At 66.8% G+C, this 16463-nt stretch carries 9 protein-coding genes; 4 read left to right on the top strand and 5 right to left on the bottom strand.

Features of this window, described 5'->3' with window-relative positions:
- The first annotated feature begins 2 nt into the window (after positions 1-2).
- The 4 genes from DOM56_RS15460 (at position 3) to DOM56_RS15445 (ending at position 4197) form a co-directional block, all read left to right on the top strand.
- Positions 3-578, top strand: coding sequence for a hypothetical protein (locus DOM56_RS15460; protein WP_232822326.1), 576 nt, complete (start codon positions 3-5; stop codon positions 576-578).
- Between the two features lie 101 nt (positions 579-679).
- Positions 680-1657: an NADPH:quinone reductase gene (locus DOM56_RS15455; protein ID WP_110709971.1), complete on the top strand. Its 978-nt coding sequence runs from the start codon at positions 680-682 to the stop codon at positions 1655-1657.
- 101 nt (positions 1658-1758) lie between these two features.
- Positions 1759-3555 carry an SLC13 family permease gene (locus DOM56_RS15450; RefSeq protein WP_110709970.1) on the top strand — a complete coding sequence of 599 codons (1797 nt, stop codon included), beginning with the start codon at positions 1759-1761 and terminating at the stop codon, positions 3553-3555.
- Between the two features lie 69 nt (positions 3556-3624).
- Positions 3625-4197 (top strand): septal ring lytic transglycosylase RlpA family protein, encoded by a 573-nt coding sequence (locus DOM56_RS15445; protein WP_110710234.1) that lies wholly within the window; start codon positions 3625-3627, stop codon positions 4195-4197.
- An 82-nt stretch (positions 4198-4279) separates the two neighbouring features.
- Here the strand turns inward: DOM56_RS15445 and DOM56_RS15440 are convergent, their stop codons facing one another.
- From DOM56_RS15440 to betA, 5 genes are all read right to left on the bottom strand, one after another.
- A complete protein-coding gene (locus DOM56_RS15440) occupies positions 4280-6748 on the bottom strand; it encodes an acyl-CoA dehydrogenase (protein WP_110709969.1) in 2469 nt (822 codons plus the stop codon).
- Positions 6749-7003: 255 nt separating this feature from the next.
- Entirely contained in the window at positions 7004-10108 is a 3105-nt protein-coding gene (locus tag DOM56_RS15435) for an efflux RND transporter permease subunit (protein ID WP_110709968.1), read from the bottom strand.
- Positions 10105-13260, bottom strand: a complete 3156-nt coding sequence (locus DOM56_RS15430; protein ID WP_110709967.1) for a multidrug efflux RND transporter permease subunit — start codon at positions 13258-13260, stop codon at positions 10105-10107. Before DOM56_RS15430 ends, DOM56_RS15435 begins: the two co-directional genes overlap by 4 nt.
- Positions 13257-14492: an efflux RND transporter periplasmic adaptor subunit gene (locus DOM56_RS15425; RefSeq protein ID WP_110709966.1), complete on the bottom strand. Its 1236-nt coding sequence runs from the start codon at positions 14490-14492 to the stop codon at positions 13257-13259. The genes DOM56_RS15430 and DOM56_RS15425 overlap by 4 nt, the downstream gene beginning before the upstream one ends.
- A 296-nt stretch (positions 14493-14788) precedes the next feature.
- A complete protein-coding gene (betA, locus tag DOM56_RS15420) occupies positions 14789-16462 on the bottom strand; it encodes a choline dehydrogenase (RefSeq protein ID WP_232822325.1) in 1674 nt (557 codons plus the stop codon).
- Position 16463: the final 1 nt, after the last annotated feature.

Here is a 16463-nt window from a genome sequence, read left to right as displayed (position 1 = left end):
GCATGATGAAGGTCGTTCACGTCAAGAATCCCGAGACCCGCGAGGCCTGTCTCGCCAAACTCTGTGCCAGCGTCTACGGCCAGGAGGCGGGTCTGGCACCGCTGGTGATCTTCGCCGGTACCCAGAGCGTGCTGTTCGAGCAGGAGGCGGCGCGACTGTTTGCGTTGACCGAGGATGACGGCAGCGTGCTGTGTCTGGCCCTGATCTCGTCCGATGTGGACGGCGGGACCATGGAGGTGGACATGCTGTCGACGCCGGAGGGCAAGGGCGACACCCGACACAGCCGCCATCTGGTCAAGACCCTGGCGGAGAAGGCCCCGTTACGCGTGACGGCCGCCGACGAGGCGGGCGAGGCGTTCTTCCGACGCTGCGGCATCGAGCGCTGGATCGACGGAGAGGGGGGCCTGCGTATCGGTCTGGGCCCGCTCCATCCGGCGCCGGTGAACGGTGTACTGCCCAGCGTGGTGCGCTTCAATGGCGACGGTATCGTACGCACCTTCAAGCAGGAGCCCGAGACCTTCGAGGCCTACAAGTCACGCTTCGTCGCGGCCCTGGAGCGCTATTCCAACATCGCCTGACATCGATCGACCCTGACGTGGCCTCGCCCGTCGACTTGACCCGCTCCGGGAATGGCGCTTGGATGACAGACCGAGAGTCACCAGCCCAACAAGGAAACGTCATGGCCAAGCGCATTCAGTTCGCCCGCACCGGCGGCCCCGAAGTCCTCGAGACCGTCGAGGTCGAGCCGGCCGAACCCAAGGCGGGAGAAGTCAGGGTCCAGAACCACGCCATCGGTCTCAACTTCATCGATATCTATTTCCGCACCGGGCTCTATCCGGCGCCGGCCATGCCGTCCGGGCTGGGGACAGAAGGTGCCGGGATCGTCGACGCCGTCGGCGAGGGCGTGACCCACCTCGAGAAGGGCGATCGCGTCGCCTATGCCCAGGGCCCCCTTGGCGCCTATTCGCAATACCACGTGCTGCCGGCGGACAAGGTCGTGCAGTTGCCGGAGGACATTCCCTTCGAGACCGCCGCGGCCGCCATGCTCAAGGGGCTGACCACCCAGTATCTGCTGCGCCAGACGTTCCCGCTGGAAGGGGGGGAGACCATCCTCTTCCACGCTGCCGCGGGCGGCGTCGGTTCGATCGCCTGCCAGTGGGCGAAGGCGCTGGGCGTCAAGGTGATCGGCACGGTCGGCTCCGCCGAGAAGGCCGAGCTGGCGAAGAAGAACGGCGCCTGGGCGACGATCAACTATCGCGAGGAGAACGTGGTCGAACGCGTTCGCGAGCTGACCGGCGGTGCGATGGTGCCGGTGGTGTACGACTCCGTCGGCAAGGACACCTGGACGACCTCGCTCGACTGCCTGGCGCCCCGGGGGCTGATGGTCAGCTTCGGCAATGCGTCCGGCGCCGTCGACGGCGTCAACGTGGGCATTCTCAACCAGAAAGGCTCGCTCTATCTGACCCGCCCCAGCCTCAACGGCTACGCCGACACGCGCGAGCGCTTCGAGGAGATGTGTCTCGACCTGTTCGACATGCTCGAAAGCGGCAAGGTCAAGGTCGACATCGCCCAGCGCTTCACGCTGGACGAGGCCGGCAAGGCGCAGGAGGCGCTGGCGTCCCGCCGGACCACGGGATCGACGATTCTGATTCCGTAAAGCCCGCGCGCTTTGTCGTATGATATCGAAGCCGACGCCGCGATCACGCGGCGTCGGCTTTTTCGGTCCGGGTGGCCTTCGTTCGCACAAGGAGTGTGTCGATGCAGGATGCATATTGGGTCTTCCTCGTACTGGCGTTGACGCTGGCGGCCTTCGTCTGGGGTCGGTTCCGCTACGATCTGGTGGCGATGGCCGCGCTGCTGGCCTGCGTGCTGCTGGGGGTCGTTCCCGCCGACGAGGCGTTCTCGGGCTTCGGACATCCGGCGATCATCACGGTGGCGGCGGTACTCGTGCTCAGTCGCGGTTTCGAGCACTCCGGCGTCGTCGACTGGATCGCGGAGAAGACCCTCAAGGCGGGGAGCCAGCCGATCTGGCAGCTGGCGGTGCTGACCACCACGGTCATCCTGCTCTCCGCCGTCATGAACAACGTCGGTGCGCTGGCGCTGTTGCTGCCGGTGGCGGTTCGCGTCGCCCGCGAACACGGCACCTCGCCGTCGCTGCTGTTGATGCCGCTGGCTTTCGGGTCGCTGCTGGGCGGCCTGATCACGCTGATTGGTACGCCGCCCAACATCATCATCAGCGCCTTCCGTGCCAGCCAGGGGGAAGGCGCGTTCCGAATGTTCGACTTCGCCCCCGTGGGCGGTGGCGTCGCGCTGGCCGGCCTGGCGTTCATGGTGCTGCTGGGCTGGCGCCTGACGCCGCGGCGGCAAGGGCAGGCCTCCGCCGACGAGCTGTTCGAGACCTCGGCCTACCTGAGCGAACTGACGGTCGGGGAGGAGTCCAAGGCGGCAGGCTGGACGCTGCGCCAGCTGCGCGAGGTCTGCGACGAGCCGGTACCGGTCCTTGGCGTCGTCCGGGACGGCGAACAGCTTTCCGGCAGCCGTTTCTTCGGCACCCTGCGGGCCGGCGACATCGTGCTGCTCGAGGCGGACCCCGACGATCTCAAGCAGCTGGAGGACAAGGCGGGGCTGACCATCGGTGCCCAGGATCGGGACGCCGACGGAACCGACGCCACCGAAGCGCCCAAGCTGAATACGGAAGACCTGCAGCTGGTCGAGGCCGTGGTGCGCACCGATTCGATGATGACGCGGCGAACGGTGTCGCAACTGCGACTGCTCGATCAGCATGGGCTTCACCTGGTCGCGGTATCGAGGGATGGGACACGGCTGAAGCAACGGCTGCGGGAGGTGCGCTTCCAGCCAGGAGACGTATTGCTGCTGCAGGGTGACGAGAACGGGCTCAGCGAGAGCCTGGCGGCGCTGGGTTGCCTGCCGCTGGCCAGCCGCAAGCTGTCGTTGGGGCGCCCGCGTCAACTGCTGCTGTCGGTCGCGATCTTCGCGGTCGCGATCGGGGCGATGATGTTCGATCTGCTGCCGGCGGCGATCGCGCTGGCGCTGGCGGCGCTGGTCACGCTGGCGCTGGGCGTGCTGCCGCTGCGTGAAGGCTACGACGCCATCGAGGGGCCGGTGATCGTGCTGCTGGCGGCGATGTTGCCGGTGGGAACGGCGCTGGAAACCAGCGGGGGCGCCCAGATGGTCGCGGATGGGATGATGGCGCTGGGCAGCGGTTGGCCGCCGGTGGTCACGCTGGTGGCGCTATTTTCGATCACGCTGCTGCTCTCCAACGTGATCAACAACGCCGCCGCGGCACTGCTGATGGCGCCGATCGCCGCCAGTCTCGCCAGTGGCCTCGGGGTCTCCCTCGACCCGTTCCTGATGGCGGTGGCGGTCAGTGCGTCGTGCGCCTTCCTGACGCCGATCGGTCACCAGTCGAATACGCTGGTCATGGGCCCTGGCGGTTACCACTTCCGAGACTACTGGAAGCTCGGGCTGCCGCTGTCACTGGTCGTCATGGTAACGGCAATTCCCTTGATTTTGCTCATTTGGCCGCTATCGTGAGCCGATCTTCGATTATGATTGTCGAATTCCGCAATACGCCATGTTCAGATGACGTCAGGTATCCGAATGATGACGACCGATTCCGCCGACGCCGTGACTGGGTCGCCCAACCGACCCCGGTCCCGAAAGAGGCTTCTCGCCGCCGCGCTGACGTCGATCCTGCTGGCGGGCTGTGCAACGAACCCGCATCCGCCGGGGTGGGACTCCCCCTCATCCGGGCAGCCCGCATCGGCAGCGACCAGCGCCAAGGCGGGCGCGAAATCCGGTGCCAAGTCGAAGAAGGCGGTGGGCAACGACCCCGGCGCGGTCTCTGGTGACGAGCAGGCTCGCTCGACGCAGCCCACGGGAAAGAAGCGGCTGGGCGAGGCGACGTTCTATGCCTCCTACTTCGAAGGGCGGCTGACGGCCAGTGGCGAGCCCTACGACAGCCAGGCGATGACGGCGGCCCACAAGACGTTGCCCTTCGGCACTCGGGTGAAAGTGACCGCGCTGGACTCCGGCGAAAGCACGGTGGTGCGTATCAACGATCGCGGCCCCTTCGTCGATGGCCGCATCATCGACCTCTCGCGAAAGGCCGCCGAGCAGCTCGGCATGATCCAGGACGGTGCCGCCGACGTGCAACTGCAGATCCTGGAGCAGTAATCGCCAGGGTGGCGATCAGACGAAGAAGCCCCCGTCCTAGGACGGGGGCTTCTTCGTCTTGCCTGTCGCGCCGACCGCGCTGCTAGGCGGTGGCCTCGTCCTCGATTCCTGAAGTCTCTCTCGTCTCTCGACGCGTGACGAAGGCATCGAAGGCAAAATCGTCCACCGTCAGCATCTCCAGGACTTCCGCCTCGTGGGCGCGCATGAAGGCGGCGTCCTCGTCGTTGAGCAGCCCGGTTTCGTGGGCGGCATCGATCCACTGCTCGGGATGCAGCGCGACCTCGGGCAGCGCTTTCTTGACCCGCGCCTTGTTGAGCGTGCGATAGATCGTCTCGGCCCGTTCGGCGTTGGCCAGCAGGGCGTTGTAGCGCGCCAGCGCATTCTCCTTCTGACCCTCCTCCCAGCTGTCCCAGGTATTGCTCGTCAGCTTGTGGCGCAGCGCACTGTCGGTGGAGATCGCCCTGGCGATCTCGCGCGTCAGCGTATCCTGCGGCTTGTGCCAGCGGCGCCCCAGCGGCTGGGTGACGAACGACAGCGTGTTGCCCAGGGCGCGGTTGGGTAGATTGTCGAACAGGTCGACCAGCGCCTGCTCGGCACGATTCAACAACAGCCGGCAGCTGTAGTGGAACAGCGCCGCCTCGTTGTCGACGCGGTCGGTTTCGTGCCACTGCTTCAGCACCATCGACAGCAGGTAGAGATTGGAGAGCACGTCGCCGAGACGCGCCGAGATCATCTCGCGCTGCTTGAGTTTGGAGCCGAGGCTGGCCATGGCGGCGTCGGCACACAGGCTGAAGGCGGAAGAGAGTCGCGCGGCATCCTGGGCATAGGGCGCCGCAATGGCATCGAACGGGACGTTCGGCTTGCCGAGACCCAGGGCCTGGGTGAAGGCGCGGGCGCCGTTGCCGAAGATCAGCCCGATGTGGCGGAAGAACAGCCGATCGAAGGCCTCGAAATCGTTGGCATCCTTGGCCGCCAGCTCCTCGAGGACGTAGGGATGGCAGCGGATCGCGCCCTGACCGAAGATCATCAGGTTGCGGGTCATGATATTGGCGCCCTCGACGGTGATCGAGACCGGGTTGGCACTGTAGCCGATACCGAGATAGTTGCGCGGGCCCAGCGTCACCGTGCGGCCGCCGTGGACATCCATGGCGTCGGCCAGCACGTCGCGCTGGAACTCGGTCAACTGGCTCTTGAGAATCGCCGACGGCACCGCCGGCTTGACGCCGTGATCGATGGTGTTGGCAGTCTGCATCACCGCGGCCTGGGAGATGTAGGCCTTGGCGGCGATACGCGCCAGTGGCTCCTGCACGCCCTCCATGTCCGCCACGGCGATGTTGAACTGGCGACGAATGCGGGTGAAGCCGCCGCTCCAGCCCACCGCATAGCGCCCGATCCCCGCGGCGCCGGAGGGCAGGGTGATGCAGCGGCCCACCGAGAGGCACTCGACCAGCATGCGCCAGCCCTGGCCGGCCATGTCGAGCCCGCCGATCAGGTAATCGAGGGGGATGAACACCTCCTTGCCACGAATCGGCCCGTTCATGAACGGACTGCCGATCGGATGGTGGCGGCGGCCGATCTCCATGCCCTCGGTGTCACGCGGGATCAGTGCACAGCTGATGCCGATGTCGCTCTCGCCGCGCTCCAGCAGGTTGTCCGGGTCGAACATGCGGAAGGCCAGGCCGACCACGGTGGCGATCGGCGCCAGGGTGATCCAGCGTTTCTCGAAGGTCAGCTTCAGCCCCAGGACCTCCTTGCCGTCGTGCATGCCGCGGCAGACGATGCCGACATCCGGGATCGAGGTGGCGTCACTGCCGGCCCGGGGACCGGTCAGGGCGAAGCAGGGGATGTCGCGGCCGTCGGCGAGGCGCGGCAGGTAGTGATCCTTCTGCGCTTCGGTACCGTATTTCAGCAGCAGCTCGCCTGGCCCGAGCGAGTTGGGCACGCCGACGGTGCTCATCAGGGTTTCGTTGAAGGCGAGCTTCTGCAGCACGGCGGACTGCGCCTTGGCAGAGAATCCCAGGCCGCCGTAGGCCTTCGGGATGATCATGCCGAAGAAGCGCTCGTTCTTCAGATACTCCCACAGCGCCTCGGGCATGTCGGCGCGCTCGCGGGCGATCTCCCAGGCGTTGCACATGCCGGCGGCGACGGAACACTGGTGGTCGACGAAAGCCTGCTCCTCCTCGCTCAGCCCGGCATTGTCGAAGTCGAGCAGGCGCTGCCAGTCGGGCCGGCCGCTGAACAGCTCGCCGTCCCAGGCAACGGTACCGGCATCGAGGGCGACCCGCTCGGTCTCGGAGACCCGCGGGGCGATCTTCTTGAACAGCGCGAACAGGCGCGGCGACAGCCACAGCCGACGAATCGGCTTGAGGCCGCAGGCGGCGACGCCGATCGCTGCGATCAGCAGCAGCGTACCGATGACGCCGGCGCCCAGCGCCAGCCCGACGACACCCAGCACGGCGAGTACGGCCAGTGCCGCGAGTGCGCCGGCCTCGCGACGCATGACGACCAGACAGCCAATGACGGCCAGGACGATGAGCAGCAGTGTGATCATGACGAACTCCGAGAGGGGAAAACGAAGAATTCAGACGATCGTTTGAATTTGGTTTTCAGACTAGCGGATCGCACGGCGGCTGACTAGGCCGGCGTGCTTATCCTTTGGGCTAGAGCCACGAGCCACGAGCTGCGAGCCACGAGCCACGAGCTACGAGCTACGAGCTACGAGCCACGAGCCACGAGCGACGAGCGACGAGCGACGAGAAGGGCTTGCGGGCCGGAGCCCCGTCAATGGCGCCCCGTAGCCCGAGGCTCACGCTTCGCTGGCACGCTCCGAGCCGATCTGGCTTGGGCGCAGTCGGCGATGAAGCCTGTCGAGGTAAAGATAGACCACCGGGGTGGTGTAGAGCGTGAGGATCTGGCTGACGATCAGTCCGCCGATGATGGTGATCCCCAGTGGCGCGCGCAGGCCGGCATTCTCGTCGGTGCCGAGCAGCAGCGGCAGGGCGCCGAGCAGCGCGGCGAGGGTGGTCATCATGATCGGCCGGAAACGGACCAGCGCCGCGTGGCGAATCGCCTCCTGGGGCGTCATGCCCTGGTCGCGTTCGCAGACGACGGCGAAGTCCACCAGCATGATCGCGTTCTTCTTGACCACGCCGATCAGCAGGATGATGCCGATCAGCGCGATCAGGGTGAATGGCGTGTCCAGCGCCATCAGCGCCAGCAGCGCGCCGACCCCGGCGGAGGGCAGCGTCGACAGGATGGTCAGCGGGTGGATGTAGCTCTCGTAGAGAATGCCCAGTACCAGATAGACCGTCACCAGAGCGGCGAGGATCAGCCACGGCATCGCTTCGATACCGCTCTGGAAGGTGCCGGCGCTGCCCTCGAAGTCGACCTGGAGGGCCGTGGGCGGGTGCAGCGCATCGACGGCCTGGCGAATGCGCGCGGTCGCTTCTCCCAGCGACACGCCCTCCTCCAGGTTGAACGAGACCGTCGAGGCGGCGAACTGACCCTGGTGGTTGACCGTCACCGGGGTGGTGCTGCGCTCGACATGGCTGAACGCCGAGATCGGGATCATCTCGCCATCGCTGGCGCTGACATGGAGGTCGCCGATGGCATCGGGGGCCTGGCGGTAGGGGGCTTCCACCTCCATCACCACGTAGCGCTGCTCATCGGCGTCGTAGAGGCTCACCACCTTGCGCTGGGCGAAGGCGTTGCCCAGGGCTGTGTCGATGGTGCTCATGTCCACGCCGAGACGCGAGGCGGTGTCCCGATCCACGACCAGTCTGGCGGCCAGGCCGTCGCCGCGGTTGTCGCTGTCGACCCCGGTGATGCCGTCGACCTGCTGCATCGCCTGCTGGATCTTCCTCGACCAGTCGCCCAGCAGCTCGAGGTCGTCGCTCTTGAGCGTGATCTCGTACTGGGAAGCGCTGCTGGAGCGTCCGCCGATGCGGATATCCTGCAGCGGGAACATGAAGGTGCTGACCCCGGTCAGCCCCTGCAGACTGGCCATCAGGCGATTGCCGATCGCCTGGGTCGAAGCCTGGCGGTCGGACTTGAGGGTGATGAACAGCGTCGCCGAGGAGCCGCCGCGGCCCGGGCCGCCGCTACCCATGAACCCCAGCACGCTGGCGACGGCGGGATCGGCCTGCAGCCGCTCGCGTACCTGGCCGAGCTTGTCCGAGACGGCGTCGAACGACAGCGCCTGGTCACCGCGCATGGTGCCGAGCAGGCGTCCGGTGTCCTGATCCGGGATGAATCCCTTGTCGACGGCGGTGTAGAGATAACCGTTGAGCACGATCACGGCGACCAGTGACAGCAGTGTCAGACGGCGGTGCTTGAGGGCGATGTCCAGGGTCCTGGCGTAGCCACGCACGAAGGCGTGACCGATGGCGGTCAGGAAGCGCTCCCAGCGGGGCTGCCGCTGGCGTTCCGGATGCGGCTTCAGCCAGCGGGCGCACAGCATCGGTGTCAGCGTCAGTGACACCAGCAGCGACACCCCGATGGCCAGCGACAGTGTCACCGCGAACTCGTGGAACATCCGTCCGATGAAGCCGCCCAGCAGCAGCAGCGGGATGAACACCGCCACCAGCGACACGCTCATCGCGGTGACCGTGAAGCCGACCTCCCTGGCGCCGAGCAGCGCAGCCTCGAACGGCTTGACGCCCCGCTCGATATGCCGAGCGATGTTCTCCACCACCACGATGGCGTCGTCGACCAGGAAGCCGATCGAGACGATCAGCGCCATCAGCGACAGGGTATCCAGCGAGAAGTCGAACGCCCACATCATCGCGAAGGTGCCGATCAGCGACACCGGAATCGCGACACTGGGGATGATGGTGGCGCGGGCATTGCGCAGGAACAGAAATACCACCAGTACCACCAGCACGACGGCCAGCAGCAACGTCAGTTGCGTCTCGTGCAGCGATGCCTGGATGCCGGGTGCCCGGTCGAGCTGCACGCTGAGGTTGACGTTCTGCGGCAGCAGGCTGCGCACCTCGTCGAGACGCTCCCTGACGCCGGCGATGGTATCGATGATATTGGCGCCGCTGGCACTGCTGATCACCAGCAGCACGGCAGGGAGATCGTTCTGGAAGCCGACGTTGTAGCGATCTTCCACCCCGTCGACGATCCTGGCGACGTCGCCGAGTCGCATCAGCGAGCCGTCGTCGCCCTTGGCGATCACGATCTGGCTGTAGTCGCTCGCCTTCAGCAGCTGGGAGTCGGTCTGGACCTCCCAGCGGTGCTCGACGGTCTGCACGAACCCGGTGGGCGACTGGGTCGTCGCCGCGCGCAGGGCCCCGGCCACGGCATCCAGCGCGATACCGGCGTGGTTTAGCTTGCGCGGATCGATCGACACCCTGACCGCCGGGGAGGAGCTGCCGCCGACGTTGACGTCGCCGACGCCGGGCACCTGGGCGATGGGTGGCGCGATCTTGCTGTCGGCGAGGCGATAGAGCTCGCTGGTGGGGAGGGTGTCGGAGGTCAGTGACAGGATCATCACCGGCGCCGAGGCCGGATTGAGCTTGCGATAGTGCGGCCGGCTGGTCATGGCGCTGGGGAGCAGCGGCTGGGCATCGTTGATCGCGGCCTGGACCTCCTGGGCGGCCACGTTGATGTCCTTGTCGAGATCGAACTGGATGATCACGCTGGTGGAGCCGTCGGAACTCGACGAGGTCATCTGGGTGATTCCGGGAATGCGCCCCAGCGAGCGCTCCAGCGGCGTCGCCACCGTCGATGCCATGGTTTCCGGGTTGGCGCCGCTCAGGCTCGCCGAGACCAGGATGGTCGGGAACGACACGTTGGGCAGCGGTGCCACCGGCAGCCGCTCGTAGGCGAGCGAGCCCAGCAGCACGATGGCCAGCGCCAGCAGGATGGTGGCGACGGGCCGGCGGACGAAGGGCGCCGACAGGCTCACGGCGACACTCCGTCACGACGCGCTTCATCACGACCCGGCGCATCGCGCTCGTCGTCATGGCGCTGGGCCCGGCCGAAGCGTCCCGCGAGGCGGTCGAAGAACAGGTAGATCACCGGCGTGGTGAACAGCGTCAGCAACTGGCTGAACAGCAGCCCGCCGACCATGGTGACACCCAGTGGCTGGCGCAGCTCGGCGCCGTAGCCGCTGGCGAACATCAGCGGCATGGCGCCGAGCAGCGCGGCGAAGGTGGTCATCATGATCGGCCGGAAGCGCAGCAGCGCCGCGGTATGGATCGCCTGCGCCGCCGACATGCCGCGCTCGCGCTGCGCCTCCAGCGCGAAGTCGATCATCATGATGGCGTTCTTCTTGACGATGCCGATCAGCAGGATGATGCCGATGACCGCTACCAGGCCGAGCGAGTAACCGCCGATCTGCAGCGCCAGCAGGGCCCCGATGGCGGCGGAGGGCAGCGTCGACAGGATCGTCAGCGGGTGGATGTAGCTCTCGTAGAGCACCCCCAGCACGATATACATGGTGACGATGGCGGCCAGGATCAGCCACAGGGTGTCGCCGGTGGAGTCGGTATAGGCCAGTGCCGAGCCGCGATAGGTGAGGGTGGTCTGGTCGCTGAGCGTGTCCGCCGCCGCCTGATCGACGGCCGTGAAGGCCTCCGACAGCGAGTGACCGTCGGCGACGGCGAACGACATCAGCGCCGAGGGGAACTGGTTCTGGCGCTGCAGCGAGAGCGGGGTGGTGCGTTCGGTCAGGGTCACCAGGGTCGACAGCGGCACCAGCTCGCCGTCGTCGTTGGCCACGTAGAGACGCGACAGCGCCTGCGGGCCTTCGCCGTCGGTGGCGCTGGCGGCCAGCACCACCCGATACTGGCTGGCCTGGGTGAAGATGGTCGAGATCAGGCGCTGGCCGAAGGCGTCGTAGAGCGCGTCGTCGATATCGGCGACGCTGATCCCGAGCCGGCCGGCGCGGCCGCGGTCGATGGTCACCTCGAGCTTGCGTCCTTCGTTCTGGACGTCGCTGCTGACGCTGGCGATGGCGGGGGAGCGCCCGAGGGCCGCGAGCAGCCTGGCGGCGTCGTCGTTCAACGCCGCGCGGTCGCCCTGGGTCAGGGCGAACTGATAGGGGTAGCGACTGATCGTATCTTCCAGTGTCAGGTCCTGCACCGGCTGCAGCGACAGGGTCAGCCCGGGAATGTCGCGGCTTTGGGCGCGCAGTCGCGCCAGGATGCCGTCCAGGTCGCCGCGTTCGTCCAGCGGCTTGAGATTGATCGAGAGGCGGCCGCTATTGAGCGTGGTGTTGGTACCGTCGATGCCGACGCTGGACGAGACGCTCTCGACGGCGGGGTCCTCGAGCAGGCGCTCGACCAGTCGCTGCTGGCGCGCCGACATCGCCTCGAACGAGGTCGACTGGGTCGCCGTGGTGATACCGCGGATGACCCCGGTATCCTGCACCGGGAACAGCCCCTTGGGCGTGGCGATGAACAGCAGGGCGGTGACGCCCAGGGTGGCGACCGCCACCAGCAGCGTCAGCGTCTGGTGACCGAGCACCCAGTTCAGCGCGTGTTCGTAGCCGCGGGTGAGACGACCGAACAAGCCTTGCCGGCTGCGCACCATGGCTTCGTCGTCCATCTCGTCGCCGCTGCGGCCGGCGGTCTCCGGACGCGGCTTCAGCCAGCGTGCGCAGAGCATCGGCGTCAGCGTCAGCGAGACGAAGGCGGAGATCAGGATCGAGATCGCCAGGGTCAGCGCGAATTCGCGGAACAGGACACCGACCACGCCACTCATGAACACCAGCGGTATCAGCACGGCGAGCAACGAGACCGTCAGCGAGAGTATGGTAAAGGCGATCTGGCGCGAGCCCTTGAGCGCGGCGGCGAGCGGTCTCTCGCCCTTCTCCACGTAGCGGGTGATGTTCTCCAGCACCACGATGGCGTCGTCGATGACGAAGCCGGTGGCAATGGTCAGCGCCATCAGGGTCAGGTTGTTGAGGCTGAATCCCGCCAGATACATAGCGCCGAAGGTGCCCACCAGCGACAGTGGCACCGCCAGGCTGGGAATCAGTGTGGCCGGGATGTTGCGCAGGAACAGGAAGGTCACCATCACCACCAGCCCGATGGCGAGCATCAGTTCGAACTGCACGTCCTCCACCGCGGCGCGGATGGTGGTGGTGCGATCGGTGAGGATCCTGACGTCGACATTGGCCGGCAGCGTTTTCTCCAGCGCCGGCAGGCTCCGCTTGATGCTGTCCGCCACGCCGACCACGTTGGCGCCGGGCTGGCGCAGCACATCGATCAGGATCGCGCCCTCGCGATCGGCCCAGGCCGAGAGGTAGGCGTTCTCGGAACCGTCCTCGACCCTGGCCACGTCCGACAGCCGCAGCACCGAACCTTCGTCGTTCTTGAGGATCAGGTCGCGGTAACCGTCCGCCGACAGCAGTTGATCGTTGGCATCGATGCTGTAGGCGCGATAGGGCCCGTAGAGCGTGCCCTTGGCCCGGTTGACGTTGGCGGCATCGACGGCGCTGCGCACGGCGGCGAGATCGAGGCCGTAGGCGGCGAGCTGGCGCGAGTCGACGGTGATGCGCACGGCGGGCTGGTGGCCGCCGGCCAGCTTGACTTGGCCCACGCCGGTGATCTGGGCGATCTTCTGCGCCATGCGCGTATCGACCAGATCGTAGACCTTCGTCAATGGCAAGGTGTCCGAGCTGACCGCCAGGGTCATGATCGGGGTATCCGCCGGGTTCACCTTGCTGTAGCTGGGGGGGCGGGGCAAATCGTCGGGCAGCAGTGTCTCGGCCTGGCTCAGCGCCGCCTGGACCTCCTGCTCGGCGACGCCCAGGTCGGAGTCGAGCGAGAAACGCAGCGTGATCAGCGAGGCGCCGCCGGTGCTGGTCGAGCTCATGTCCTCCAGTCCCGAAATCTCGCCCAGCTGATCCTCCAGCGGGGAAGTGACGTGGGAGAGCATCACGTCGGGCCCGGCGCCGGGGTAGAGCGTGGTGACCTGGATGGTGGGGAAGTCCACCTCCGGCAGCGACGAGATCGTCAGCAACCGGTAGGCCATGGCGCCGGCGATCAGGATCGCCAGCATCACCAGCGAGGTGGCGACCGGGCGCAGGATGAACAGGCGAGACGGATTCATGAGGCCCGGCCGTCACCACCGTCGGCGGCGTCCATCACCTCGTCGCTCGATTCGCCCGGCAGGGCATCGCTGACCACGCGAACCCTGGCGCCTTCGCGCAGGCTGTCGACGCCGTCCACCACGACCCGCTCTCCGGCTTCGACGCCGGACGACAGCGCGCTCTGGGAGTTCTGTGTCGCGGCCAGGGTCACGTCGCGCCGGGTCACGGTGTCGTCATCCTTCACCACGTAGACGTAGTTGCCCTCCTGGCCGGTCTGCACCGCCGGTTCGGGGACGATCACCTGGTCGCGGAGGATCTGCGACACCAGGCTGACGTCGACGTAGGCGTTGGGATAGAGCCCGCCGGTCGGGTTGTCGAGGATGGCGCGCAGGCGGATCGTGCCGGTAGCGCTGTTGACGTTGCTGTCGATGCTGCTCAACTGGCCCGAGTGGGTTTCGCCGTCGGTATCGGTCACGTTCACCGCCGGGTGGTCGCCGGCGACCAGGCGGCCACGGACGATATCGACAAAGCGACTGGGCAGCGAAAAGATCACTGAGATCGGATCCAACTGGGTGATGGTGACGATCGGCTCGTCGTCGCCGAGCTGGACGATATTGCCGGGGTCCACGTTGCGAATCCCCACCACGCCGGCGATCGGCGCGGTGATGTCGGTATAGTCGAGCTGGACCTGGGCGCTCTTGACGCTGGCCTGGTCGCTGGCGACCGTGCCCTGGTACTGACGCACGAGCTGGCGCTGCTGCTCCAACTCCTGGCGCGAGACATAGTTGGTCTCGATCAGCTTCTCGTAGCGGGCCAGATCTTCTTTTGCCGAGGCCAGTTGGGCCTGATCCTGGGCCAGTTGCCCCTTGGCCTGGTCCAGTTGCGCCTGGTAGTCCCGCGGGTCTATCTGGGCGATCCGCTGACCTTTCTGGACCGTTTGGCCCTCCTCGAAGTCGACCGAAATCAGCTCGCCCTCCACCCGTGGCCGCACGGCGACGCTCGAGAGCGGTCGCACCGTCCCCAGCGCCGTCAGCTCGATCGGCAGGTCCCCGCGGCTGGCGGCCACGGCGGAGATGGCCGTGGCGGGCATGCCGCCGGCGCCTGGCTGCCCAGGGGATCCGTCGTTACCCTCGGGCGCGTCGTTCCTGCCGACAAAGTAGTAGGCGACGCTGACCGCGACGAGGATCAGCAGCAACCACCATAGCCAGCGTAGCGGCCGGCGGGGGCGAGACGACGTGGAGGAGGATGACATGACGAAAGACGTTCCTTGTACGGACTTTGTGACGTGCGCGTTACACGGCTCGAACGAGCTTGGAATCGGACTAGCCTAAAGCCGAACCCAGTGTAACGGAACACTGTTCGCACAATGCGCAATTAGCGCGCAAATAAATTAGCGGCGCCAGGCCGATGATGGCACCGATGAACAGGGTCGACGAAAAAAGCCCGGCGTCGGGGCCGGGCCAGGGGAAGAGGCAGGGTAGGCAGCCAGCGTCGCTCGACACTGGATCGTCGAACGCCAACCGCCGACCGGGAAGCGCTCGAGCGACATCACACGCTTCTGGCGGGCGCCTGGCGAGCCGGCGCGCCATCGGCGACGTAGTAGGGCGCCTCCGAGGCCGGCAGCGGCTCGCGCCCGCGTACGCGATCGGCGAGCTTCTCCGCGATCATGATGGTGGTGGCGTTGAGATTGCCGGTCACGATCTGCGGCATGATCGAGGCATCGATCACGCGCAGCCCCTCGATGCCGTGAACGCGACCCTCGCCATCGACCACGGCGTCGTCGTCGCTGCCCATGCGGCAGGTGCCGCAGGGGTGGTAGGCCGTTTCGGCATGCTGGCGGACGAAGGCGTCCAGCTCCTCATCCGACTGCACATCCGGCCCCGGCGAAATCTCCCGGCCACGGTAGGCATCCATGGCCGGCTGCGCGATGATCTCGCGGGTCAGGCGGATCGCGGCGCGAAACTCCTCCCAGTCGCGCTCGGTGGCCATGTAGTTGAACAGGATACTGGGCGCGCTGCGCGGATTCCGGTCGCGCAGCTGCACCCGCCCACGGCTCTCGGAGCGCATCGAGCCGACGTGTGCCTGGAAACCGTGGGCCTGGACCGCGCTCTTGCCGTTGTAGCTGATCGCGATCGGCAGGAAGTGATACTGCAGGTTGGGCCACGCCTCGCCGTCGTCGCTGCGGATGAAGCCGCCGGCCTCGAACTGGTTGCTGGCGCCGATGCCCCTGCCCAGGAACATCCACTCCGCGCCGATCTTGGGCTGGTTGTACCACTTGAGTGCCGGATAGAGCGAGACCGGTTGCTTGCACTCGTACTGAATGTACATCTCCAGGTGGTCCTGCAGGTTCTCGCCGACGCCCTTGAGCGGATGCACGACGGGAATGCCGAGCTTTTCCAGCAGGGCCGGGCTGCCGACCCCGGAGCGCTGCAGGATCTGCGGCGAAGCGATCGCGCCACCGCACAGCAGCACCTCGCGACGGGCCAGGGCCTGGTGCGGTTGGCTGTTGTTGAGACGGTCGTGCAGGTAGTTGACGCCGACGGCCCGCTGATCCTCGAACAGGATCCGGTCCGTGGTCGCATGGGTGACGATGGTCAGGTTCTCGCGCTGCTTGGCGATGTCCAGATAGCCGCGCGCGGTGGAAGAGCGGCGGCCGTTGGGCGTCGTCGAACGGTCCATCGGGCCGAAGCCCTCCTGCTGGTAGCCGTTGAGATCCTCGGTGCGCGGGTAGCCCGCCTCGACACCCGCCTCGATGAACGCCTGGTAGAGCGGGTTGTTGTCGGGTTTCGGCGTCGCCACGCTCAGCGGTCCGTCGCCGCCGTGATAGTCGTTGGGGCCGATATCGCGGCTTTCCGCCTTGCGGTAATAGGGCAGGCAGTCGCGGTAGCGCCAATCCTCCAGGCCCGGCTGCTTGGCCCAGTTGTCCAGGTCCAGGGCGTTGCCGCGGATGTAGCACATCCCGTTGATCAGCGACGAGCCGCCGAGCCCCTTGCCGCGGCCGCACTCCATGCGACGGTTGTCCATGTGCGGTTCCGGATCGGTCTCGAACGCCCAGTTGTAGCGTTTGCCCTGGAGCGGGTAGGCCAGTGCCGCCGGCATCTGGGTGCGGAAGTCGGCGCGATAGTCCGGACCGCCGGCTTCCAGCAGCAGCACGCTGATGGCCGGGTCCTCGGTCAGGCGGGTGGCGAGCACGTTGCCCGCCGAACCCGCGCCGATGATGATG

It is taken from the genome of Salinicola sp. CR57, from assembly GCF_003206585.1.
GTDB classification, from domain to species: Bacteria; Pseudomonadota; Gammaproteobacteria; order Pseudomonadales; family Halomonadaceae; genus Salinicola; species Salinicola lusitanus.
The sequence above is the reverse complement of the archived record's forward strand: the minus strand, read 5'-3'. Positions and strand labels throughout refer to the sequence as shown.